A 22,529-nucleotide genomic window follows, 5' to 3' on the forward strand; every position below is an offset into this window, starting at 1 on the left:
CAGAATCTCCTAGATAGGGCATATGTTTAGAGATTCGTTCATACGAGAGAATTACAAACATGTATAGTCATACCCGCGTAGGTGGATATCTTTAGGCTTGTGGTTATGATTTATGAGATTCCCATCCTCATGGGAATGACGCAGTGAAATACAGAGAATGACGAAATAAATAACAAAGAAAAAATCTATAATTTAATCCGAAAGAAATATGTCATTCTACGACTTGATCGTAGAATCCAAGTCTCAAACTCATAATACGTGGATCCTATGGTCAAGCCATAGGATGACAAATGTAGTTTGAAAAGTTATTCAAATTAGCTATATATAGATTTTTTAAACAGATCGCACCTTGTGTTATAATAATACCAGTTATCATAATCTGTGTTATTATATGAATTTTTATAACCGTGAGCAAGAGTTGGCTATTTTGTCAAAAGCAGATAAATTAAAATCCAAAAGATCTGTAATGACGATGCTTATTGGTAGAAGAAGAATCGGTAAGACAACCTTAGCATTACATACTTATACCGATGACAAAGTTCTGTATTTGTTTGTAGCAAAAAAAGCAGAGTCATTATTATGTCAAGATTTCTGTCGAGAGATATCGGATAAATTAGGTGTTAAAATATTTGGAGAATTGACAAGATTTGAAGATATTTTTGAATATCTTATAGAACTAGCTAAAAGAGAATCATTTACAATTGTTATTGATGAGTTTCAAGAGTTTTTCAAGATTAACCCTTCGATATACTCTAGCATGCAAAAAATATGGGATTTAAATAAGGACTCTACAAAAATTCATTTAGTAACATGTGGTTCAATATATCATCTTATGAAAAAAATATATGAAGATGCGGGAGAACCTTTATTTGGACGTTGTGACTTTAAGATAGAGCTTAAGCCTTTTAAGCCACAAGTGCTGAGAGAAATTTTATCAGATAATCAAAGCTATACATCTGACAACATGCTTGATTTCTATACTTTGACAGGTGGGGTTGCAAAATATATTGAGCTTTTTGCGCTAAATAGCAGTTTTGACTTGGTATCTATGCTAGATGTTATTGTAGAACCAAACTCGATGTTTTTAAGTGAGGGTAAAAATAGATTAATAGAGGAGTTTGGTAAAGATTATGGAACCTACTTTTCTATACTAAGTTTAATAGCAGAATCAAAGACATCTAGGTCAGAGATTGAATCTGTTCTTCAGAGTAACATTTCTGGACATTTACATCGATTAGAGCATGACTATTCTATTATAAAAGCTATAAAACCAATTAATTCAAAACCTAATTCAAAAGTACAAAAATATGAGATTGTTGATATATTTTTAGCTTTTTGGTTTAGGTTTGTATTTAAATATCAATCCTTGGTAGAGGCGGAAAATTTTATAAAGCTAAAAGAGCTGATTTATCGGGATATTTCAATATTCAAGGGTAAAATTCTCGAAAAATTATTTATAGAAATTTTCAAAGAAAAGCAACTATATACAAAAATAGGCTCATATTGGGAAAGAGGCAATAAAAATGAGATTGATATAGTAGCTCTTGATGATATCAATAAGAAATTACTAATTTGTGAAGTTAAGTTGAATTCTCACAAATTGAATCTTCAGCAACTAATTTTAAAGTCTCAGAAGTTGATAGATTTTTATAAAAACTATAAGGTTGAATATGAGTTATTATCATTAGAAGATATAGATAGGTTACTAGACTAAAAAGCATAAATATGTATAGTCATATCCATGGATGTAAATATCTTTTAGTTAGTGGTTATGGTTTATAGATTCCCATCTTCATGAGAATGACGTAGTGAAATGGAGGTAGGTGAAGACAATAGCTTCAAAATTAAGTTACCAAGAAGTAACAGTAATTTTTTTATCCAACCCACAGTTCATTTTTGACTTTATTCTTTCAAGACTTTCAGATGTTTGTAGACCAGACTTTGCATCAGAATGCTGTATCACATGACTAGAATTAATCAGAGCATATTTAATAGCTTCTTCTATAGCTTTACCTTTGTAAATATTTGCACAGAATGTTGAGCTAAATGAGTCACCTGCACCAAGAGTGTTAACAACGTTATTAATTCTCAAAGATTCACTATGGTATATCTTGTCTTTAGAAGCAGCATATACACCATTAGCACCATCTGTAACTACAATTATTCTTACACCTAAATCTAAACAGATTCTAAAGAAATCTTTAAGTCTAAAGGTAGAGTTCAAAAAGTCACTCTTATTACTGTCGAGAGGAGTTTCTAGTCTATCTTTTGATTCTATAATATCTTTGTCATCAGATGACAAAAGTGACAACATCAGTTTTTGAGCTTCTTGGAAATTTAAAACGAGAATATCTATACCAAACATTGAATCTTTGATAAAACTTTCACCAACGCTTAGTTGACTAGAACCTGGGTTTATGGCTACTTTTGTGTTGTTATCCGCTGCTAATTTGACTATCTCTGGTAGTCTAGCAGCAGATGACTTGCTCAGCGATGTGATATAGATAAAGTCTCTCTCTATAATTGCTTTGGATGGTAGGTCATCTTGCAAAATATCTTTGTTAGCACCCCTATAGGCAAAAATTGTTCTATCTCCACTTAGAGTGGGTACAACGTAAGATGTTGCTGTACCATAACTGTTTGAATAACGAATGTTAGAAATGTCAATACCGTGTTCTTTAAGTTCGTTAGTTATTTGTTCACCTGCAATATCTTTGCCAATCTTTCCAAAGAAACTAACGTCTATATTTTGTTTCTTAAAAGAGACTGCCGCATTAGTTGCTCCACCACCTGAAAAAGATTTTTGCTCAGTAACTTCAATTTTAGCTCCTTCTTCGAGAAGCATAAAAGATTGAGTTGTATCCTTTTTTTGCATATTCATAGTGAACATTTCTTCATATTCTATAATGGTGTCAAGAGTTGCGCCACCGATTGTTAGAGCTTTGATCTTTTTCATTTCACAGATACTTGAAAATTAATAATAATATTTACCGCATAGCATACCATCAATTACAATAAGGGTAAATAATATTAACTGCGTATCAATTTATATGCTAAAAATAAACCTTTTTTATAGAAAAATGTCTAATAAATTAGTATTATTTTAACAAAATATTATTATGCATAGTTTTTATAAATTTTATAAAAGGAGATTTCCAAGATGCCGTCTAAGCCAGTAAAAAAGGATCACCGTGGGTATATTATGCCAATTGGTGGTGGAGAAGATAAGTTTGCAAGCCCAACGGTACTAGAGAAATTTGTTGAGCTTTCAGGTGGAAGCGACGCAAAGATAGCTGTTATTCCTACAGCATCAAAACTGCCAGATACAGGAGATATATATGTTGATATTTTCTCTAAGATGGGAGTCAAAGATGTTTATAACCTAAAGATTGAAACTCGCTTAAATGCGACTACTAATAAAGATTATCAAGATCAGCTTGCTCAAACCACAGGTATCTTTATGACAGGTGGGAATCAACTTTTACTTTCTACTACTCTTGGTGGTACCCCAATAGCACAGCTTATTCGTAGATTAAATGCAAAAGGTGTAAATGTTGCAGGTACTTCTGCCGGTGCGGCCTTTATATCTGGCTTTATGATTGCTGGTGGTCAGGCAGGTCTTATGCCTAGGTGCAATATGGTTAACCTTGCTCCTGGATTAGGTTTAACTAATAAGTTATTAGTAGATCAGCACTTTTCTCAAAGAGATAGATTAGGGAGGCTTCTAGCTGCATTATCATACAATCCTTACATGGTTGGTGTTGGTATTGATGAAGATACATCAGCATTACTAAATTCTGAAAATGTGATTGAGGTTGTTGGTTCTGGTATGGTAACTATTATAGACTTCTCTCACCTTAAGCATTCATCACTACATAATGCTCGCAACAATGCTCCTATTAGTTTAGTTGATATTCGTATGCATATGCTTTTAGAAGGTCAAAAGTTTGATCTTAATACTTGTCTTGTAGAGTTCTAATACTTTATTTATACCTATTTATTTATCTTCTAATCTTTTAGCCAGTTTCATTTATATTTGTTGTATGACATTTTAAGTATCTTAGATATAATCGTTATTTAATATGGAGTGATAATTTGAAACTGGAGCTATTATGCAAAAAATTATAATTCATGGTGGGTGTGGAGCTAGAGAAGATAAAAACACATCATTTGGCGACTATCACCAACATTTATTACCAATTGTTCAAAAAGCATATAATTACCTAAGAGATATCGACGATGCAAACGAGGCTGCAGTGTTTGCAGCTAAACTTCTCGAAGACGATGAGATATTTAATGCTGGTACAGGTTCAAGAGTTCAGCAAGACGGACAAATTAGAATGTCTGCATCTATAATCGATAGCGAAAAACAAAAGTTTGCGGGTGTAATAAATATTCAAAATATAAAGAATCCCATAGATGTTGCAAATAGATTAATGCAACAACATCATAGTGTTTTGGGTGGGAATCAAGCTTCTACATTTGCGCATGATGTCATGGGTTTAGCAGAATATGATCCAATGACTAAAAAAAGATATCAAGAATATTTAGAACTTAAAAAAGGTTACACAGGTACAATAGGAGTTGTAGCTTTAGATTCTAAAGGCAAAATCTGTGCAGTTACTTCAACTGGAGGAGCAGGCTTTGAATATCCTGGTAGAGTAGGAGATAGTCCAACTGTAGCAGGTAATTTTGCGAACGAATGTATGGGCATATCATGTACTGGTATTGGCGAGCATATTATCAATCAAGCAGTAGCTGCAAAAATAGCGACAAGAGTCAAAGATGGGATGTCATTATCGCAAGCAATAGATAAATCTATTGCTGAGAGTGATGTTTATGGAGATTATGTTGGTCTTATAGCTATTGATAAAAAAGGAAATATTTGTTCAGGATCGACATCTGTAGCACAGACCTTATATGCTTATGCAGATGGAAATGATCTAAAAACTTTTTATGAAGAAAAAATGTAATAAAATACTTATAAAAGTGTTGACTTAAACATGTAGATGTATGTATAATACTCGTCATTGGCCTGATAGCTCAGTCGGTAGAGCAGAGGATTGAAAATCCTCGTGTCGGTGGTTCGATTCCGCCTCAGGCCACCATTAAGTTAAGATTGTCGGAGCATAGCGCAGCTTGGTAGCGCATCTGGTTTGGGACCAGAGGGTCGGGGGTTCAAATCCCTCTGCTCCGACCATTTTTTGATGCGTCTGTAGCTCATCTGGATAGAGCATCGGCCTTCTAAGCCGAGGGTAGCAGGTTCGAATCCTGCCAGACGTGCCATTACAATGTAAATTAGCAATTTGTAATGGTGGTTGTAGCTCAGTTGGTAGAGCCCCGGATTGTGATTCCGGTTGTCGTGGGTTCAAGTCCCATCAATCACCCCAGAATATTGCGGACGTGGCGAAATTGGTAGACGCACTGGATTTAGGTTCCAGCGGGCAACCGTGGGAGTTCGAGTCTCCCCGTCCGCACCACAAAAAAAACTATTTATTTTTCAATATTCACAAAGTTTTTATCATATCTATTTTGTGATTGAAAAGTCATATATTTAAATATAAAGTATAATTCTCAAATATATAAATTTTTTATAATAAATGAATCGTTTTTCAAAAAGACACGTTTTTTTTGCTTCAGCAAGTACGATTGTTGAATGGTATGATTTTATGCTTTTTGCTTACTTAACACCTATCATTGCAAGCGTGTTTTTTCCAGATTTTAGCAAATATACTGCTATATTGATGACTTTTGGTGTTTTTGCTGCGGGCTTCTTTATGGGTCCTATTGGCAGTATGGTTATGGGGAGTTTTGGTGACCGTTTTGGTCGCAAAAAAGCCTTAATTATTTCTGTGGTTATGATGATATTACCAATATTTGTAATCGCTATACTTCCTACATATCAAAGTATTGGAGTATTGGCTCCAATTATTTTGGTTGTGATGAGGCTACTACAAGGGTTTTCTATTGGAGGATCTTATGGTGGTGTTATGGTTTTTATGATTGAGTCTACGAAACCAGATCGAAGAGGGTTTATTGCAAGTTTTGCTACGATGTCTTCAGGTACGGGAGTGTTTTTAGCATCATTAGTCGCAATGATTTTATTTGGGGTATTTAGTCATGAGGTTCTTGAACTGTGGGGATGGAGAGTGGGTTATGTTATTGGGCTTGTTCTAGCATTACTTGCTTTAGTAATGAGATTGCTTATACCCGAAAGTAATTCTTTTGAAGAGTTAGAGGCTCAAGGTGATATTTCAGTAAAGCCTGTTAGGGAAATGTTTAGTATTCAAAAGAAACCTCTCTTTTTTGCAATTGCTTTGTCTGCGTATGCGAACATTATGTATTACTTGGTTCTATCTTATTTGAGTAATTACTTTGTTGAATTAAATTATTCTGAATTTTTCTCTTTAGCTGTGGTAACCATATTTAGTTTGATATTCTCTTTTTCTGCACCTTTATGGGGATACTTGAGTGATCGTTTAGGCAGGAAGCCATTGGTCAAATTTTCTATTATAGTTTATTTATTTTTTTCATATCCTAGTTTCATGATTATGGGTACAGGAATTGCAGCACTTGTACTTTCAATGATTGTTTTGAGTGTACCGTTAATGGCTGTATGGGGAGCTTATGGTGCAGCGGCGCCAGAGTTATTTAGTACGAAGTATCGTTATAGTGGTAATGGTCTAAGTTACAATATTGGTAATTCATTTTTTGGAGGTACAATCCCATTTATTGCAACGTCGCTAGTTGTGTCTACAGGAAGTTTATTAGCTCCGGCATGGCTTTTGATTGTGGCTTCAATATGTATGATACCTGTAGTATATCTCATGCCTGAAACAAGGCATGTGGAAGTTTAGTGAAAAATAAATTTAGTTTTCTCGTGCTGTATATTTATTAATCATAGTGTTATAATTATTTTTGAATTTTGTTATATACGGAGTAAATGCTTTGGATTTTTGGTTAATTATAATAGTATTCATAATTTTATGTTTGTATCTGATAATAGAGAATATTGTACATAATGCTAGTATCAAAAGCATTCCAATTAGAATTCATGTGAATGGAACCAGAGGTAAATCAAGTGTTGCAAGGTTAATTGCTGCTGGAGTTAGGGCTGGAGGATATAGAACTGTAGCAAAAACTACCGGTACATTGGCTAGATATATAGATGTTGATGGATCTGAGACGCCAGTTTTTAGGATTGGTTTCAGTAATATTGCTGAACAGGTTAAAATTATGTTTAAAGCAAGACGTGCGAAAGCAGATGCTATAATAATTGAATGTATGGCTCTTCAACCATTACTTCAATCGTTATGTGAATTGAAATTGATTAAAGCAACTCATGGTGTTTTGACTAATGCTCGCCCAGATCATTTAGATGTTATGGGTCCAACTGAAAGAGATGTAGCGAAAGCTTTAGCTGGAACAGTTCCGGTAAAGTCTAAGTACTTTACAGCAGAAGACGTGCATATTGATTTTTTTGAGTATGCTTGTAAAGATAGAGATACAGAGCTTGTTGTAGCTACAGCAGATGATGCTGAGTTAATTTCAGAAGAAGAAATCAATAAGTTTGTTTATTCTGAATTTAAAATTAATGTTGCTTTAGCTTTAAAAATAACTGATGATCTAGGGATTCCTAGAGATGTCGCACTTAAAGGTATGTGGGAGGCTACTCCAGATCCTGGTGCTATGACGGAGTATAATTTTGATATTAAAGATTCCGAAATGAATTTTGCTAATGCTTTTGCTGCGAATGATCCTGTCTCAACTAAAATGCTTTGGGATAAACTTTATGAAAAGTATAAAGAGTGTGATAAAAAAGTTTTAGTTGTAAACTGTAGAGCTGATAGAGAAGATAGATCTAAGCAAATTGCAGAAGCTATACTAAATTGGGAAAAACCAGACTTAGTTACTCTTATAGGTACTGGTACAGATGTATTTGTTTCCTTTTATAAAAAATACTCTAAATCTTTGGGTATTAAGCCTGCTCAAGTTACTGTGTGTGAATATATGCAGCCTCTAGAGATTTTGGAAAAGATTAATGCCACACAACCAGCGGGCTCATATATGCTTGTGGGAGTTGGTAATATTAAAGATATTGGTATGAGCTTAGTTGATTATTGTGATCAGAGTCATAAGCAAAAGCATAATTTATAATTTTTTAAAATAAACAGGAGAAAATATGGATCCATTAACGCTCTCGATAGGTATTGGTCTTATTGTTGGTTTAGTTTTTGTATCGCTTTTAGGTTTATCTACAGGTGGTATGGTTGTACCAGGTTACTTTGCACTAGAGATGGGTGCTCCTGACAGAGTTATAGTAACTATTATTATATCAATCATAATCTTTGGTATAGTTAGATTTATGTCAAAATTCATGATTATTTATGGTAGAAGAAGAATTGCTATAACAGTCCTTTTATCATTTATACTGGGCACAATTTTTAATATATTGTTCTCACAATATCTGACAACGAGTTTTTATTCAAATCAGATTCAGGTTATAGGATATATTATTCCAGGACTTATAACTTTATCAATAGATAGACAGGGTCTTATCGAAACAATAGGATCTTTATTGATTGCTTCTATTATTATACGTTTGTTATTAATAGTTTTAATTGGACCTCAAATAGTAGGAATATAATATGAAAACGATGTATTGGCACCGTAAATTTTTATCTAGGTATATCATCTTATTTTTAAGTATTTTTATGATTATATCTTTATACATAGTTGAGAAAAACCTAGTTGTTGAAACTAAGGGTTACACTCAAAAATTGCAAGCAGCAGAATTGACAGAGAAAGCATTTAATTTGACTCAAAGATATTTTATGTCAAAAGGGTATCTATGTAGAACGATGGGTGATGTCTCTTGTACAGGACTTATAGGTTTGTCTATGACCGAGATTACTACAGATTCTGGTGATTTGTATGCAAAAAGATCTTCTGTCAATCCTAATATGGCTGCTATTTTTGTTAGTTGGTTAAGCCAGCTCAATCTAAAAGAAGGCGATACAGTTGCGTTACAAGAAACAGGATCGTACCCTGCATTAGATATAGCTATGTTATCAGCTATTAAGACATTGAAGCTTAAGCCTTTAATTATATTTTCAGCTGGAGCATCGCAGTTCGGTGCAAATAGACCAGGATTTACATGGCCTGACATATACAAGAACTTAGTTGAAAAAGGAGTTTTTGATTATGATGTTATAGGTATTACTTTGGGAGGTTCTCATGATAATGGTTATGGAATGACTCCTGGTGCTATACTTAAATTAAATGATGCGATAAAAAGAAATGACTTTAAGGTAATTAATATTCCATATAAAGATTCTACAAACACTTCTGTTGCAAAGCGTCTTGAAATGTACAAAGAAGCTGCAGGCGAGAATAGTATAAAAGCTTACGTAAATGTAGGTGGTAATATGGCTTCTATTGGTTTGAAGCAGCCAAAAGTAAAAGTTGAAGACTCTGATAAGAAGTCAAAGAAAGATAAAAAAGCGACTACTAAAAGTTCTGATGAGCAAATTATTAAACTACATAGTTTCCCTACAGGAGTAACTACTAAGCTTCCTCCTGAATATAATACAGTGAACTCTGTAGCTGTTAATTTTTTGAAAGATGATATACCTGTAGTAAATGTTAGAGATATAAACTCTAGTATCATTAAAACATATGGTATGACTTATAATCCAACTACTGTAGTTCCACCTGGACAGGGGGCTGTGTTCTCGCAGAAAAAATATAATACTACATTAGCAGCAGCATTACTTATTATTGATATTGCATTGATAGCCTTTATGGCATTTATTTCAAGAAAATATTTAATTTCTTTCAAATCAAAGTAGTTATAAATTGCTTTGGCCTTTAATTCAATTTATCATTTAATTAGATATTATTAAAAAATATTGGTTAAATATGTTTTCTTTTTATAGCCTAAACCATTTAATTTCTAAATATCTTCCTATTGAAGAAAGAGTTAAGATAGCTAGAGCATATATATTCGGTGCTGATGCTCATGAAACTCAAGTAAGAAGTTCAGGAGAGCCTTATTTTACTCACCCTGTAGCTGTAGCTTGTATACTTGCTGAACTTCATATGGATGTTGACACTATTATAGCCGCATTGCTACACGATGTAGTTGAAGATACTGATCATACAGCAGAGGATATTGCTAACTTATTTGGAGATAAAGTAGCAGAACTGGTTGAAGGAGTAACTAAGCTTACACAAATTAGGCATAAAAACAAAATAGAGCAGCAAGCAGAAAATTTTCGTAAAATGCTGCTTTCGGTCACTAAAGATGTAAGAGTCATTTTTATTAAACTTGCTGATAGATTGCATAATATGAGAACATTGGCTCCACTAAAGCCAGAGAAAAAGCGTAGGATATCTAAAGAGACTTTAGATGTATTCGCTCCTCTAGCTCATAGGCTAGGTATCAACACTCTTAAAGAGCAGTTAGAAACTCTTGCATTCGAAGGGATGAATCCATACCGTTACCATATATTAGAAGAAAAAGTAAAAAAAGTAGAAAAAAATAAGGAAAAAGTTTTTCAGCAAGTTAAGGATGCATTGGTTGATAAGCTAAGTGGTATTGTTATCGATGATGGTATCAAAGCACGTAAAAAAACCTTGTATAGCATTTATAATAAAATGCGTAAAAAAGGTATCTCATTTGATGAGATTATGGATATGTATGCTTATAAAGTTATTGTTCCTAATAGAATTGATTGTTATGTTGCTCTTGGTAAAGTTCATGAGCTATATAAGCCTATTCCTCAAAGGTTTAAAGATTATATTGCTACACCAAAAGCTAATGGCTATCGTTCTATACATACAGTTGTTTTAGGGCCATATAACATACCTTTAGAGATACAGATAAAAACAAATAATATGGATCGTCAAGCGGAGTACGGTATCGCAGCTCATTGGAGCTATAAAATAGGCGAGAAAACTGACAAAGCATTGCAAAGATGGCTTAAAAAGATATCAGATATAAATGTTTATACAGCTAGCTCAGTTGAATTCTTAGAAAATGTCAAATCGGATATATTTAGTAATGATGTGTTTGTATTTACTCCTCAAGGAGATATCGTTGAGTTACCTATTAATTCTACATGTATAGATTTCGCTTACTTTATTCATACAGATATTGGTAATAAATCTATATCTGCTAGAGTAAATAGAAAGCCAGTACCTCTAAATTATCGCTTAAAACAAGGTGACAATATTGAAATTGTAACCTCAGCTGTTGCTGATCCTAACCCTGCTTGGTTGGAGTTTGCAGAAACTAGTAGGGCGAAATCAGCTATAAAAGATTTCTTGAAGCAACAATATAAAAATATAGATTATATTCGAGGAAAAGATATTGTAGAAGGGGAGCTTAGATTACTTGGTGTAGACTTAAGAGAGGTTCCTAATGAAATTGTAGATGGAGCTTTATTTAATTATGAAGGAATAGATACTATAAATCGTTTTTATTTAGATACGGGGCTTGGCTTAATTGATCCTAATAATTTTATTGATTTTATTGTTAAAAACTTCAATGATATGCGTAGTGCTTATAAGAAATCATCTATGTCTAAAATACAAATTCGCTATGGAGATGATTCACGTATAGCAGATTGTTGCTTACCATTACCAAATGATGAAATAATCGGTATTGTTAACGATGATGGCAATGTTGAGGTGCATAGAAAAAGCTGTAATGAACTTTACTCTAAAACTAAAGATGGGCAAGTAAAACAAATCAATGCTGACTGGTTTACAAATGCTGATGATGATCCTAGTTTTAGAGCTAGACTTTCTATTACTCTCAAAAACATTCCAGGAGCTATAGCTAAGATAACGGCTACTTTTGCAAGAGAAGGAGTGAATATTAGAAGCTTTGATATGATGTTTGTTGACAAAAAGCATGCGAAACTTGCTTGTGTAGTAGTTGTCAGGAACAGAAGAGAGTTATATTTACTAATCCGTTTAGTAAGAAAAATAGATGTTTGTGCGGATATCGAGAGAATCTTGAATAAATAAATTTTATTTAAATGTTAGTCCTAGCATTAAAAGCATGGATTAATGTTTGTTGGTCTAAGTATTCTAATTCACCACCAAAAGGGACACCAAATCCAATTCTAGAGATTTTTATACTTTTATCAATCATTTGGGAAATAAAGTGAGCTGTTGTCTCTCCCTCTACGGTAGGACTAATTGCCAAGATGATTTCACTGATATCTCTATCGGTAATAATTTGCTCTAAGATATCAAGTTTGAGCTCGTTTGGTCCGATACCATCAAGAGGAGATATTCTACCATTTAGTACAAAGTACTTCCCTTTGAAAAAACCAGCTTCTTCGATAGCAATCAGGTCTAGCATACTCTCAATAATACATAATTTAGATTCATCTCTACTTTGGCTACTACAAATCTGACAAATGTCTTCTTCTGTAAGAGATTGGCAATATTTACATTTTTTGATGTTTTCAGCCGCATCTAAGAGTGAGTTAGCAATTGCAACAGCCGTTTCTGGAGACTTATCAAGCAGGTGTAAAGTGAGTCTTTGTGATGATTTTTTACCAATAGTTGGTAATTTACGTAAAGACTCCATTACAGCAGTGATTTTAGGAGAGAATATCTTACTGTCCATTATTTAAAAGGGAAGTTAAATCCATTAGGTAAATCTATACCGGCATCCTTTGCCATTTTACCAATATCTGCAGAAGATGAGTCACTTTCTACTTTTTTCACTGCACTATTTATCGCTGCTGCGATTAGGTCTTCTAGCATTTCTTTATCTTCCGACAGTAGAGAGTCATCTATAGCGACTTTTTTAACATCATACTTACCAGTCATTATTATGCTAACAAGTCCAGCTCCAGATTCACCAGTTACTTCCATATTTTCACGCTCTTCTTGAGCTTTTTTCATTTGTTCTTGCATTTTTTGAGCTTGCTGCATTAGCTTTGACATATCAAAGTTCATTTTTAATCCTTATTTTTTATTCAAAATTTCTTCTACAGATCTTAATATCTGTTCACTAGAGTCTTTTATCAATGTTTTTTTTGCTTTTTCTGATAATTCTTGGAGTTTATTTTTATCATCATAAAGTGGCTTTATTATATCTATTAAATTCTCTAAAGTCATTTGATCTTGTCTGAGACAGAATCCTGCGTGATTCTTTACCATAGTTTGAGCATTAAAAAACTGGTGATCATCTACAGCTGATGGTAATGGTATAAATATTGCGGGGACGCCAGCTATAGCAGATTCTGAAACAGTTAGGGCTCCTGCTCGACAAATTAGCATATCAGCCCACTCATAAGCTTCGGTCATATTTGTTATATATGCAGATATATCCTTAATATGACCTTGAGGTACTTTGTCATAGCTCTTTTTAGTTGCTTCAAAAGATAGCTTACCTGTTTGGTGCCATACATTTATGTTTATCTTTTGTTTAGCAGCATTTATAATTAGCTCTGGTATAATCTCATTTATACTTTTAGCTCCTTGACTGCCTCCTAAAATAAGAAGATTTAATTCACTGTTTTTAGTTATATTTTTTACTTTACTATTAAGATTAACAATATCGTCTCTAACAGGGTTACCAACAATCTTTGTTTTTGCCATCTGTTTAGAATTAAGTCGTTGATGTATATCCTGTATCTCGAAGGCTAAGCATATTTTTGTTGCAAGTTTAGCTAGTATTCTGTTGGTTAAGCCAATTTTTGCATTTTGTTCATGTATTATTATAGGAATATTTTTTTGTGCAGCAGCTAGGCATATAGGCCCAGATACATAACCTCCAAAACCTATAACTAAGTCTATTTTTAGTTTTTTGAGTATCTTACGTGCTTTTAGAGTGCTTGATATAAGTTTAAATGGAAAAGTTATTTTTCTTATAATCCCTTTGCCTCTCACTCCAGAAGATTTAATATGTTGCATGTTAAAGTGTGTAGGTACAATTTCTGCCTCCATACTATTAGGAGTTCCAACCCATATCACATTAGCTTCGTATTTTCTTAATAGTTCAGCTACTGCAAGAGCTGGATATATATGTCCACCGGTACCGCCAGCGGTAATAATTATGTTTTTGTTTTTCAAGCTCATAAATACCTACAAATTAACTTTTGATTTTCAAATTAATTTTAAAGGATTTTTATGTTATTATCATCTATTAGCTAAAATATAAAGATGTTTTGTTAAAGAGGAATTATGGCTGAAATAAATCAAAACTACTTATACACAGACTCTAACTTATGGGTTGAAATCAGGGGTAATACTGCAAGAGTAGGAATAGATGATTATTCTCAAAATGAGTTTGGAGAAATCGTTTATGTTGATTTGCCTAAATTAGGTAATCAATATTCAAAAGATGATGAAATTTGTGTAATAGAATCTGTTAAAACGGCATCAGATATTTATACACCTCTATCAGGGAAGATTATAAGTATAAATAAAGAGTTGATAGATAATCCAAAGTTGATTAACCAATCGTGCTATATAAAGGGATGGTTGTTTGAAATTGAGATGTCTCAACCTGGAGAGGCTGAAGAATTATTACTCCCTGAAGATTACAGGAGTCATGTTGAATAAACTCTTTTTATTTATTTCTATATTTTTACTTATATCATCTGGTCAAGCTAGTGATGAATACCTTAATTATTGCAAAATATATAATCCTAAAAAAGGTATAGAGTATGAAACTCATACCAAAATATCTTTAGACTTTTGTCTTTACTATTTAGATAAGTGTAACAAGAAATATAATAATAAGTGCAATGCAAAAATGAATGGTTATCAGGGTCTATATAATACGAATAATGCATTGGCAACAATGCACCTTATATATCGTGATAATCTAGATAATCATAATAGCTAATAAGAGCTATGTGAATATGAATAATTTTATATGTGGTTACAAAGATCTAAGAATTATTTTATTACACAAGATATGTTGTTTAAGTCACCACTGACCAGATATATAACACTTGTTTGGTTGTTTGTAGGTAATGGACATTTTATGTATGCAGAGCTGTCATTACCTTTAGATGCAGTAGTTTTATTCCAAGGGGTAATGGTTATCTGATTATTAGCTAGATTTATATTTCCTAGGCCGCTAGACCATGCTCGTGCAGTTACAGTATCATCTGAATTAACTTGATAGAAAGGAGTATTCGCGTTGATAGTGACATTTATTTCTTTGTCGACTACAGGAGGTGTATCTCCTGAGTCTTCTGAATTTGTTACTTTAATATCGAGATCTTTCTGCCAAGCTTCGGCCCCAGGTATTTCACTAGAAATAACAATTTTATAATTTCCAGCTTTAATATTGTCTATTTGTAGTGCTAAGTTATATGTATCCATTGGAGATATTTCAATATCTGATTTCCTATAAACTTGATTACCATTTTGATCTTGCAATACAACAGATACATTTGTATTAGTTGAACTGTGAGACATTATTTTGGCATTTATATATAGTTTATTGTCAGATCCAACGCTATATTCACTATTGAAGTCCATCAAATGCAGTTCATTTTTAACATTTTGATCTGCTTGCTGATAGTAGAAACTAATTTGACTATATGGCTTGTTAGCAGTTTGATAAACATAAACAGCGTTATTGTTTGGAACAACATCATTGTTTTCATTTTTAACACCTGCGATAACATGATTATCTAAGTCAGTAGCGCTAAGAGTATTTATCTTATTTGTTAGCTGTGTAAATAAATCACTTGTGCTCATAGCTTTTGGTACCGTTAGCAAAGGATATTCATACATAGTACCATCTTTGAACAGTTGTAAAGTGATCTTATCGCCTTCTTTAATATTTAAAGGGTTGATGGTGAATTTAGTTGCCTCTATTGGAAACTTATCTGTAGGATCATTTTGTTGTTCATGCTCTCTAACGTATTCCCATGGTCCCCACTGTCCAGCACCAGGCTTTTGCCCAGGATTTACATACCATTTGTTTTGATATATTTTATTTTCAAAGATGACCTCTGTTCCTGGTGTTGGATAAGATTTAGCAGGATCGTATATAGGAATACTAGATTCACCTGAATTATCATCAGGGTTGGTAGTATCACCATTTGGTAAGATAACAGATCCAGCAGGCTTGTCGTTTGTAAAGTCTAAGTCTAATAAATTGTAAAAACTCATTCTCGTGTCATCTACATCCCATTCAGCCATTATAATTTGATAACCTGATCTACTAGGTAGTGTACAAGTAAATGTTAGACCCTCCTGAGGTGGCTGGTTAGGAGCTATCCATGTTGGTTGTGGGTTGTAGCAATTTAGAGGTTGCTCTTCAAAACTGTCACGTGTAAGTAATTTGTCTGGATTCCAATTAGGCTTAGTTATATAGAATTTGAAATGCTTAGATTTGTGATTAGCTGTAAAGAACCATTTTATTTGTAGTGGTTGTCCTGGACGCACTACAGTTTTTGCCCAGCGACTTTGCTCTTGCTCATCTAATGGCTCAAAACCTGCCACATCAGCACTACCTATATTATTATCTAAAGCACCTAAGTTGAATAATCCATCTGCTTGTTCAATTGACTGAGGTTCGTACTGAGCACGAGCTCCACAATTTTTATTTTTCCCTTCTTTGCATAACAGCGCACGAGAAGCTGGACTTTCAACATATCCGTGTGAGTAAGCTTGTGTGCTTGCTAATAAAATTAGCCCGGTAGTCAAAGTGATTTTATTAAGTTTCATAATAAGACTCCTTATCTACATTATCTAATAACACAGATATCAATAAAATACCTGCATTTCTATATTATCAATTACTAAAAGTAAATTGAAATGCCTGTGTATTAATACTTTCGGGTTACAGAAAATTAATAAAAAGGACTTTTAAATTAAAAATTAATGAATATTGTGACTAGTTAATTTATAACTTTAATTTTTATTTAATAAAGTGGGATTTTATAAAATATCAATTGACTTGAGGTTAAAAAATTAAACTTTTTATAAATTTATATTATGGCTTTAGGTATGTTGATAATATTATTATATGTTGAAATTGTTAGAGTAGACTTGTGTCAAATTATATTCCATGAATTGATTATTAATTTACATAGCAAAGCCTATAACATATAATAAACGCTATAAAATTTTCGATAACTTTATTAAACAGATAAGACTTAGTAGATATGATAAATATTAAATTTCCTGATGGCTCGATAAGAGAGTTTGAAAAAGGCGTTAATTCATTACAAGTTGCAAAATCTATTTCTCCAGGTTTGGCTAAAGTAACTGTGGGAGTATACATAAATGGTCAGTTAACAGATGCTAAAGATATTATTGAGAATGATTGTGAATTAAGGCTTATCACAACAAAAGATTCTGAAGGCTTAGAAATTTTACGCCATTCATGTGCGCATCTTTTAGCTCATGCAGTCAAAGAGTTGTATCCAAATACAGAAGTTACGATTGGACCTGTTGTTGACAATGGATTTTATTATGATTTTTCTTTCAAAGAAGCTATTGGTGAGGCAGATTTGCCGAAGATCGAAAAGAAAATGAAAGAGCTTGCTAAGAAAGGGACCCCTGTAAGTTATAAAGTTGTTTCTAAAGACGCGGCTATAGAGTTTTTTAAAGCTCAAGGTGAGAATTATAAAGTTGATATAATAGATAGTATTCCAGCAGATCAACAAATTAAGATTTACACTCAAGGGGAGTTTAGTGATCTTTGTCGTGGTCCACATATACCAAGCACATCTGTTATCAAAGCTTTTAAGCTTACTAAGTTAGCAGGAGCATATTGGAGAGGTGATTCTAATAATGAAATGTTGACTCGTATCTATGGAACGTGTTGGGCGACTAAAGAAGATTTAGATCAGTACTTAAATATGTTAGAAGAAGCAGAAAAGCGCGATCATAGAAAAATTGGTAAAGCTTTGGATTTATTTCACTTTCAAGAAGATTCACCAGGCATTGCTTTTTGGCATGATAATGGTGTTAGAATTTGGCGTGAAGTAGAGGATTACATGCGTGCTTCAAATAAAAAATATGGGTGTAGTGAAATAAGGACTCCTTTGATAGCAGATTTTAGTCTGTGGGAAAAGTCAGGACATGCTTCAAAATATGCTGAGAATATGTTTGCAACAAAATCTGAAAATAGAGATTTTGCAATTAGACCGATGAACTGTCCAACTTGTGTACAAGTTTATAATACAAAGCTTCACAGTTATAGGGATCTGCCTATTAGAATGGCTGAGTTCGGAATAGTGCATAGGAATGAACCATCGGGGTCTTTGCATGGATTATTAAGGGTACGCAGTTTTACTCAAGATGATGGCCATGTCTTTTGTGCTCCAGAACAAGTTGAAGAAGAAGTGATCTTAATGGTTAAACAATGTTTTGAGGTTTATCAAGATTTTGGGTTCAATGATTTTACAGTCAAGATTGCACTTAGACCAGATAAGAGAATAGGTGATGATGAGACTTGGGATAAGTCTGAGCAAATGCTAAAAAATGCTCTTGATGCTCATAATGTGAATTATGAGCTATTGCCAGGTGAAGGTGCATTTTATGGCCCTAAGATTGAGTTTCATTTAAAAGATGCTATTGGTAGAAGTTGGCAGTGCGGAACAATACAGTTGGATTTCTCTATGCCTGATAGACTTGGAGCTACATATATTGACAAAAATGGTAATAAGCAAGTTCCTGTAATGTTACATAGAGCTATTGTGGGATCTTTAGAAAGATTTATTGGAATGTTGATAGAGCATTATGCAGGGAATATGCCGTTATGGTTAACACCTGTGCAAGTGGCTGTCATGGGTATCAGTAATCATCAAGATGAATATTGTCAAGAAGTCTTTGAAACCTTAGAAAAAAATGGTGTTCGAGCGAAATTAGACTTGAGAAATGAAAAAATAGGGTTTAAAATACGTGAGCATACTCTTTTGCGTGTTCCATACCTTGTTATATTGGGTAAAAACGAGCAAGAGCAAAAGATTGTTACTATAAGAAAGCATAACGGTGAAGATCTTGGGCAGATGTCTACAGGAGATTTTTGCACTTTCTTAAGTGAGCAAATTAAAGCAAAAAAATAATAATTTCTGTGGAGGAAAAAAGTTATTAAAACGGATAAAAAAGCACCTATAAATGAGCAAATCAGAGCAAAAGAGGTGCGTTTAGTTGGTGTTGATGGAGAGCAAATAGGAATTGTATCTATCAATGAGGCTTTAACATTAGCTGAAGAAGCTAATGTTGATTTGGTTGAAATGGTAGCTAATGCTAATCCACCAGTTTGTCGTTTGATGGACTATGGTAAGTACTTATTCGAACAGGGTAAGAAAAAAGCACAAGCTAAAAAGAACCAAAAGCAGACACAGGTAAAAGAAGTAAAGCTTAGACCTGTGACTGATGTAGGGGACTATCAGGTAAAACTACGCAACCTGATAAAGTTTCTAGAAAAGGGCGATAAAGTAAAAGTCACACTTAGATTCAGAGGTAGAGAAATGTCACATAAAGAGCTAGGCATGGAAATGCTTAAGCGTATGGCAAACGATGCTGCTGAATACGGTGCGGTGGAACACCAACCTAAAATGGAAGGTCGCCAAATGATTATGGTTTTAGGACCTAAGAAAAAGTAGTAAATCAATAATAACAATTAATACAATGCGGAGTATTTAAAATGCCTAAGTTAAAAACTAAGAGTGGTGCTGCTAAGCGCTTTAAAAAGACTGGTAAGGGTGGTTTCAAACACCGTTGTGCAAATCGTGCTCATATCAACACTAAGATGACTACTAAAAGAAAGCGTCATTTAAGAGGTATGAATCAAGTAGCTAAAGTTGATCAAGCTAGCCTAGTTCAACAGATGCCATACGCATAAGTTTGTTTATCAATTTTTAAAGTGGAGACTAAATAATGTCAAGAGTAAAAAGAGGCGTAACAGCACGCGCACGTCATAAGAAGATTTTAAATCAAGCTAAAGGTTACTATGGTGCTCGTTCAAGAGTATATAGAGTAGCTAAGCAAGCTGTAATTAAAGCTGGTCAATACGCTTATAGAGATCGCAAAGTTAAAAAAAGAACGTTCAGATCTCTTTGGATTGTTCGTATTAATGCTGCTGCTAGACAACACGATATTAGCTATAGCCAATTGATCAATGGCTTAAACAAAGCTGGTGTTGAGCTAGATAGAAAAGCATTGGCTGAATTAGCTGTATACAACAAAGATGCTTTCGCTGCTGTTGTTGAAAAAGCAAAAGCTGCTTTAGCTTAATTGAGTATTCTAATCAAATTTTTTCTTTATAAAATCTTGTGAAATTCATAAATCCCTTACTTGTTAAAAGGCTTATTTTAGTCTTTTTTTTAAGTATAGGTGTTTTTTTGTTCTTAATTTTCAATGGCTATAAATATTTAGATTTAGATAAGATCAACTTTGCTTACGAGAGAGCTAATTCTTACATAGATAATCATACAATACTAGCCTCTTTTAGTTATGCTTGCATATACATTTTGACAGTATTCTTTTCTGTTCCAATCAAACCATTCTTAAAAATACTTGCCGGACTTTTATTTGGGCTCGTGTTGGGTTTTTTTATTTGTTTATTCTCAGCCACGTTGGGAGCCATGTTAGCTTTTTTGATTATTAAATATAATTGGGGAGAGGTGCAAGCAAATCCAAGATTTAAGATCATTTCAAGATTTAAATTGTTGGTAGAAAATTATCCTGTGTCTATATTGTTGATTTCTAGAATTTTACCAATTCCTTTTTTTGTTCCAAATATTTTGGCAGGAATTTTAAAAGTTAAAAACAGTATCTTCTTTTTGACTACTTTGATTGGTATTATTCCTATAACATTTATATATGTATGGTTTGGTGTTCATTTTAAAAACTCTCAATTAGATTATACTAAATTGTTCGATTATAAGTTTGTATTAGCTGTTGTAATTCTGCTGTTGTTGACACTACTTCCTTTTATTTTCAAATTGATTTTGCGATGGAAGAAGAGTGCTTAGATAAGATTATATTTCTATAGACTTAAGCATGTTTCTTTAGGCCTTTTATTTTATAGACTTTAAGCTTAATATAGCGAACAAGTGAACGGTCCTGTATATGCAGAACCTCTTTAGCATTACGTGGATGAACTTTTTCGATATCAATAATTGACTTATTGAGCATTAGTCCGTGTGTATGGGTTAAAAGTTTATTTTTATTTGCAAAAGGATTGTGATACAACACGGATGATAGTTCTTGATTGATTTTCTCTAACTTTTTATCGTTTGGGTTGCTTACAACACCCATAATAGCAAAGTTTACATCGGTATCTTCATATTTTTTTTCATCATAGTAGTTTTGACTATTTGTGAAAATATTTTCTCTATTTATGGGTGCTTTAGTGATAGCTTCAGCATTTACTGCTGAAAACTGTACACATCCAACAATGGCAAAAGGAGATTTGATTTGATTGTAAATCTGTCGATATATATCAGCTAGTGTACTTTCTTTATCAAAAGAAAAATATTTAGCTATATAGTTTACAGGAGTGTTTTTAGGAATAAGAAATATCCCAGTTGTTACGAATTCTGGTCCCCACATCAGGGGATCTCTTTCTGTTCTGCTAACATCTGTTCTTGAAGAATAAATCATATCATTAAGCAAAATGCATTCACCAAGGTTATAAATACTTTGAGGTGAGCCTAATTCAAAACCATAATCAAAATTACTCGCAAGGAAACGTTTATATTTTAACTCTTCAGGAACTATGCCTTGGATGACATTATCAACATGGCCTATATATGATAGAGTTTCAGAATTATCATTTTGTTTTTCTAGAAAAATCATTAGGAGCGAGTCCTTATTTTGTAAAAGATGAAATTGTCAAAAATTATTATAAAGTTACAATGCTCCCATCATTCTTTGCCATAATTACTTGATTAGCAGGTTTTAATGCAAAAATTCCATTTGTTACAACTCCAGTGATTTGGTTTAGCTCTGTTTCAAGCTTTAGCGGATTATCTATTTTTAGGTTGTAGATATCTAGAATGACATTGCCATTATCAGTAGTCGTCTGCTCTCTATATACAGGTTGACCGCCTAATTTAATTATTTCTCTAGCTACATAACTTCTTGCCATTGGGATAACTTCTACAGGAAGAGGAAACTCTCCTAGAGTATTCACTTTTTTAGATTCATCAATAATACAAATAAATTTTTTTGCTGCTGCGACACATATTTTCTCACGTGTAAGTGCTGCACCACCACCTTTGATAAGTTCTTTATGGCTATTACACTCATCAGCACCATCAATATACAAGTCTATATTTCCAGCATAATTTAAATCTACTACTTCAAACCCTAGTGCTTTAAGTTTTTTTGTGGAGTCTTCTGAGCTTGACACTATAGCTTTTATTTTATCTCTATAGTTAGCTAGCTCTTCGATTAAAAAGGCTACTGTGCTACCAGTGCCAACACCTAAGGTTATTTCTGATGTAATATGTTTAGCAGCCTCGCTAGCGGCTAATTTTTTTAGCTCATCTTGTTTACTTTTTTTATTAAAAAACATT

General features: G+C 33.3%; 22 protein-coding genes and 5 tRNA genes. 20 read left to right on the forward strand and 7 right to left on the reverse strand.

What is annotated here, in order from left to right; genetic code table 11:
• Positions 1 to 391 precede the first annotated feature (391 nt).
• Positions 392 to 1,714, forward strand: a complete 1,323-nt coding sequence (locus tag F7308_RS05585) for an ATP-binding protein (RefSeq protein WP_013922881.1) — start codon at positions 392 to 394, stop codon at positions 1,712 to 1,714.
• A gap of 135 nt (positions 1,715 to 1,849) precedes the next feature.
• Here F7308_RS05585 and F7308_RS05590 read toward each other — a convergent pair whose 3' ends face one another.
• Positions 1,850 to 2,956 carry a carbohydrate kinase family protein gene (locus F7308_RS05590; RefSeq protein WP_013922882.1) on the reverse strand — a complete coding sequence of 369 codons (1,107 nt, stop codon included), beginning with the start codon at positions 2,954 to 2,956 and terminating at the stop codon, positions 1,850 to 1,852.
• Positions 2,957 to 3,160: 204 nt separating this feature from the next.
• Here F7308_RS05590 and F7308_RS05595 point away from each other — a divergent pair, with 204 nt between their 5' ends.
• The 12 genes from F7308_RS05595 (at position 3,161) to F7308_RS05650 (ending at position 12,036) form a co-directional block, all read left to right on the forward strand.
• A complete protein-coding gene (locus tag F7308_RS05595) occupies positions 3,161 to 3,979 on the forward strand; it encodes a cyanophycinase (protein WP_013922883.1) in 819 nt (272 codons plus the stop codon).
• 133 nt (positions 3,980 to 4,112) lie between these two features.
• Positions 4,113 to 4,973 (forward strand): isoaspartyl peptidase/L-asparaginase, encoded by an 861-nt coding sequence (locus F7308_RS05600; RefSeq protein ID WP_013922884.1) that lies wholly within the window; start codon positions 4,113 to 4,115, stop codon positions 4,971 to 4,973.
• A 59-nt stretch (positions 4,974 to 5,032) separates the two neighbouring features.
• A tRNA-Phe gene (locus F7308_RS05605) sits at positions 5,033 to 5,108 on the forward strand.
• Between the two features lie 15 nt (positions 5,109 to 5,123).
• Positions 5,124 to 5,200 (forward strand) — tRNA-Pro (locus F7308_RS05610).
• A 9-nt stretch (positions 5,201 to 5,209) separates the two neighbouring features.
• Positions 5,210 to 5,286: transfer RNA gene (locus F7308_RS05615), tRNA-Arg, on the forward strand.
• A gap of 28 nt (positions 5,287 to 5,314) precedes the next feature.
• Positions 5,315 to 5,390: transfer RNA gene (locus tag F7308_RS05620), tRNA-His, on the forward strand.
• A 7-nt stretch (positions 5,391 to 5,397) separates the two neighbouring features.
• Positions 5,398 to 5,480: transfer RNA gene (locus tag F7308_RS05625), tRNA-Leu, on the forward strand.
• A 120-nt stretch (positions 5,481 to 5,600) separates the two neighbouring features.
• Positions 5,601 to 6,857 carry an MFS transporter gene (locus F7308_RS05630; protein ID WP_013922885.1) on the forward strand — a complete coding sequence of 419 codons (1,257 nt, stop codon included), beginning with the start codon at positions 5,601 to 5,603 and terminating at the stop codon, positions 6,855 to 6,857.
• Positions 6,858 to 6,948: 91 nt separating this feature from the next.
• The gene (pgsB, locus tag F7308_RS05635) at positions 6,949 to 8,157 is read left to right on the forward strand and encodes a poly-gamma-glutamate synthase PgsB (RefSeq protein ID WP_041263923.1); all 1,209 of its coding nucleotides are present in this window, start codon (positions 6,949 to 6,951) and stop codon (positions 8,155 to 8,157) included.
• Between the two features lie 25 nt (positions 8,158 to 8,182).
• Positions 8,183 to 8,647 (forward strand): poly-gamma-glutamate biosynthesis protein PgsC, encoded by a 465-nt coding sequence (gene pgsC, locus F7308_RS05640; RefSeq protein WP_013922887.1) that lies wholly within the window; start codon positions 8,183 to 8,185, stop codon positions 8,645 to 8,647.
• Between the two features lies 1 nt (position 8,648).
• Positions 8,649 to 9,851 (forward strand): poly-gamma-glutamate system protein, encoded by a 1,203-nt coding sequence (gene pgsW, locus F7308_RS05645; protein ID WP_013922888.1) that lies wholly within the window; start codon positions 8,649 to 8,651, stop codon positions 9,849 to 9,851.
• A 70-nt stretch (positions 9,852 to 9,921) separates the two neighbouring features.
• Positions 9,922 to 12,036, forward strand: coding sequence for a RelA/SpoT family protein (locus tag F7308_RS05650; protein ID WP_013922889.1), 2,115 nt, complete (start codon positions 9,922 to 9,924; stop codon positions 12,034 to 12,036).
• Between the two features lie 7 nt (positions 12,037 to 12,043).
• Here the strand turns inward: F7308_RS05650 and recR are convergent, their stop codons facing one another.
• The 3 genes from recR to murG are packed head-to-tail and all read right to left on the reverse strand — an operon-like array spanning position 12,044 to position 14,106.
• Entirely contained in the window at positions 12,044 to 12,646 is a 603-nt protein-coding gene (gene recR / locus F7308_RS05655) for a recombination mediator RecR (protein WP_013922890.1), read from the reverse strand.
• Entirely contained in the window at positions 12,646 to 12,981 is a 336-nt protein-coding gene (locus F7308_RS05660) for a YbaB/EbfC family nucleoid-associated protein (RefSeq protein WP_013922891.1), read from the reverse strand. Before F7308_RS05660 ends, recR begins: the two co-directional genes overlap by 1 nt.
• A 9-nt stretch (positions 12,982 to 12,990) precedes the next feature.
• Complete coding sequence (gene murG, locus F7308_RS05665; protein ID WP_013922892.1) at positions 12,991 to 14,106, reverse strand: undecaprenyldiphospho-muramoylpentapeptide beta-N-acetylglucosaminyltransferase; 1,116 nt, start codon at positions 14,104 to 14,106, stop codon at positions 12,991 to 12,993.
• A 105-nt stretch (positions 14,107 to 14,211) separates the two neighbouring features.
• Between murG and gcvH the strand changes: the two genes are divergently transcribed.
• Both gcvH and F7308_RS05675 read left to right on the forward strand, forming a co-directional pair.
• Positions 14,212 to 14,592 (forward strand): glycine cleavage system protein GcvH, encoded by a 381-nt coding sequence (gcvH, locus tag F7308_RS05670; protein ID WP_013922893.1) that lies wholly within the window; start codon positions 14,212 to 14,214, stop codon positions 14,590 to 14,592.
• The gene (locus F7308_RS05675) at positions 14,582 to 14,878 is read left to right on the forward strand and encodes a hypothetical protein (RefSeq protein WP_041263714.1); all 297 of its coding nucleotides are present in this window, start codon (positions 14,582 to 14,584) and stop codon (positions 14,876 to 14,878) included. Before gcvH ends, F7308_RS05675 begins: the two co-directional genes overlap by 11 nt.
• A gap of 53 nt (positions 14,879 to 14,931) precedes the next feature.
• Here F7308_RS05675 and F7308_RS05680 read toward each other — a convergent pair whose 3' ends face one another.
• Positions 14,932 to 16,719, reverse strand: coding sequence for a lytic polysaccharide monooxygenase (locus F7308_RS05680; RefSeq protein ID WP_013922895.1), 1,788 nt, complete (start codon positions 16,717 to 16,719; stop codon positions 14,932 to 14,934).
• 440 nt (positions 16,720 to 17,159) lie between these two features.
• Here F7308_RS05680 and thrS point away from each other — a divergent pair, with 440 nt between their 5' ends.
• The 5 genes from thrS to F7308_RS05705 are packed head-to-tail and all read left to right on the forward strand — an operon-like array spanning position 17,160 to position 20,981.
• The gene (thrS, locus tag F7308_RS05685) at positions 17,160 to 19,067 is read left to right on the forward strand and encodes a threonine--tRNA ligase (RefSeq protein ID WP_013922896.1); all 1,908 of its coding nucleotides are present in this window, start codon (positions 17,160 to 17,162) and stop codon (positions 19,065 to 19,067) included.
• A gap of 6 nt (positions 19,068 to 19,073) precedes the next feature.
• Positions 19,074 to 19,610 (forward strand): translation initiation factor IF-3, encoded by a 537-nt coding sequence (infC, locus tag F7308_RS05690; RefSeq protein ID WP_041263716.1) that lies wholly within the window; start codon positions 19,074 to 19,076, stop codon positions 19,608 to 19,610.
• A gap of 41 nt (positions 19,611 to 19,651) precedes the next feature.
• Entirely contained in the window at positions 19,652 to 19,849 is a 198-nt protein-coding gene (gene rpmI, locus F7308_RS05695; protein WP_013922898.1) for a 50S ribosomal protein L35, read from the forward strand.
• Positions 19,850 to 19,884: 35 nt separating this feature from the next.
• Positions 19,885 to 20,241, forward strand: coding sequence for a 50S ribosomal protein L20 (gene rplT, locus F7308_RS05700; RefSeq protein WP_013922899.1), 357 nt, complete (start codon positions 19,885 to 19,887; stop codon positions 20,239 to 20,241).
• A gap of 38 nt (positions 20,242 to 20,279) precedes the next feature.
• Complete coding sequence (locus F7308_RS05705; protein ID WP_198006042.1) at positions 20,280 to 20,981, forward strand: TVP38/TMEM64 family protein; 702 nt, start codon at positions 20,280 to 20,282, stop codon at positions 20,979 to 20,981.
• Positions 20,982 to 21,003: 22 nt separating this feature from the next.
• Here F7308_RS05705 and F7308_RS05710 read toward each other — a convergent pair whose 3' ends face one another.
• Together F7308_RS05710 and rpiA are read right to left on the reverse strand one after the other, a co-directional pair.
• Positions 21,004 to 21,807 (reverse strand): hypothetical protein, encoded by an 804-nt coding sequence (locus tag F7308_RS05710; RefSeq protein WP_013922901.1) that lies wholly within the window; start codon positions 21,805 to 21,807, stop codon positions 21,004 to 21,006.
• Positions 21,808 to 21,853: 46 nt separating this feature from the next.
• Complete coding sequence (gene rpiA, locus F7308_RS05715) at positions 21,854 to 22,528, reverse strand: ribose-5-phosphate isomerase RpiA (protein ID WP_013922903.1); 675 nt, start codon at positions 22,526 to 22,528, stop codon at positions 21,854 to 21,856.
• Between the last annotated feature and the right edge of the window lies 1 nt (position 22,529).

Source organism: Francisella salina, assembly GCF_000219045.1.
Lineage (GTDB): Bacteria > Pseudomonadota > Gammaproteobacteria > Francisellales > Francisellaceae > Francisella > Francisella salimarina.

Bases quoted from the DNA above. Each gene is read 5' to 3' on its own strand.
- F7308_RS05680 (WP_013922895.1), bottom strand. From the start codon at position 16,719: ATGAAACTTAATAAAATCACTTTGACTACCGGGCTAATTTTATTAGCA.
- F7308_RS05585 (WP_013922881.1), top strand. From the start codon at position 392: ATGAATTTTTATAACCGTGAGCAAGAGTTGGCTATTTTGTCAAAAGCA.
- F7308_RS05710 (WP_013922901.1), bottom strand. From the start codon at position 21,807: ATGATTTTTCTAGAAAAACAAAATGATAATTCTGAAACTCTATCATAT.
- rpmI (WP_013922898.1), top strand. From the start codon at position 19,652: ATGCCTAAGTTAAAAACTAAGAGTGGTGCTGCTAAGCGCTTTAAAAAG.
- rplT (WP_013922899.1), top strand. From the start codon at position 19,885: ATGTCAAGAGTAAAAAGAGGCGTAACAGCACGCGCACGTCATAAGAAG.
- F7308_RS05630 (WP_013922885.1), top strand. From the start codon at position 5,601: ATGAATCGTTTTTCAAAAAGACACGTTTTTTTTGCTTCAGCAAGTACG.
- pgsC (WP_013922887.1), top strand. From the start codon at position 8,183: ATGGATCCATTAACGCTCTCGATAGGTATTGGTCTTATTGTTGGTTTA.
- F7308_RS05660 (WP_013922891.1), bottom strand. From the start codon at position 12,981: ATGAACTTTGATATGTCAAAGCTAATGCAGCAAGCTCAAAAAATGCAA.
- F7308_RS05675 (WP_041263714.1), top strand. From the start codon at position 14,582: ATGTTGAATAAACTCTTTTTATTTATTTCTATATTTTTACTTATATCA.
- F7308_RS05650 (WP_013922889.1), top strand. From the start codon at position 9,922: ATGTTTTCTTTTTATAGCCTAAACCATTTAATTTCTAAATATCTTCCT.
- F7308_RS05590 (WP_013922882.1), bottom strand. From the start codon at position 2,956: ATGAAAAAGATCAAAGCTCTAACAATCGGTGGCGCAACTCTTGACACC.
- murG (WP_013922892.1), bottom strand. From the start codon at position 14,106: ATGAGCTTGAAAAACAAAAACATAATTATTACCGCTGGCGGTACCGGT.
- thrS (WP_013922896.1), top strand. From the start codon at position 17,160: ATGATAAATATTAAATTTCCTGATGGCTCGATAAGAGAGTTTGAAAAA.
- gcvH (WP_013922893.1), top strand. From the start codon at position 14,212: ATGGCTGAAATAAATCAAAACTACTTATACACAGACTCTAACTTATGG.
- F7308_RS05600 (WP_013922884.1), top strand. From the start codon at position 4,113: ATGCAAAAAATTATAATTCATGGTGGGTGTGGAGCTAGAGAAGATAAA.
- F7308_RS05595 (WP_013922883.1), top strand. From the start codon at position 3,161: ATGCCGTCTAAGCCAGTAAAAAAGGATCACCGTGGGTATATTATGCCA.
- recR (WP_013922890.1), bottom strand. From the start codon at position 12,646: ATGGACAGTAAGATATTCTCTCCTAAAATCACTGCTGTAATGGAGTCT.
- rpiA (WP_013922903.1), bottom strand. From the start codon at position 22,528: ATGTTTTTTAATAAAAAAAGTAAACAAGATGAGCTAAAAAAATTAGCC.
- pgsW (WP_013922888.1), top strand. From the start codon at position 8,649: ATGAAAACGATGTATTGGCACCGTAAATTTTTATCTAGGTATATCATC.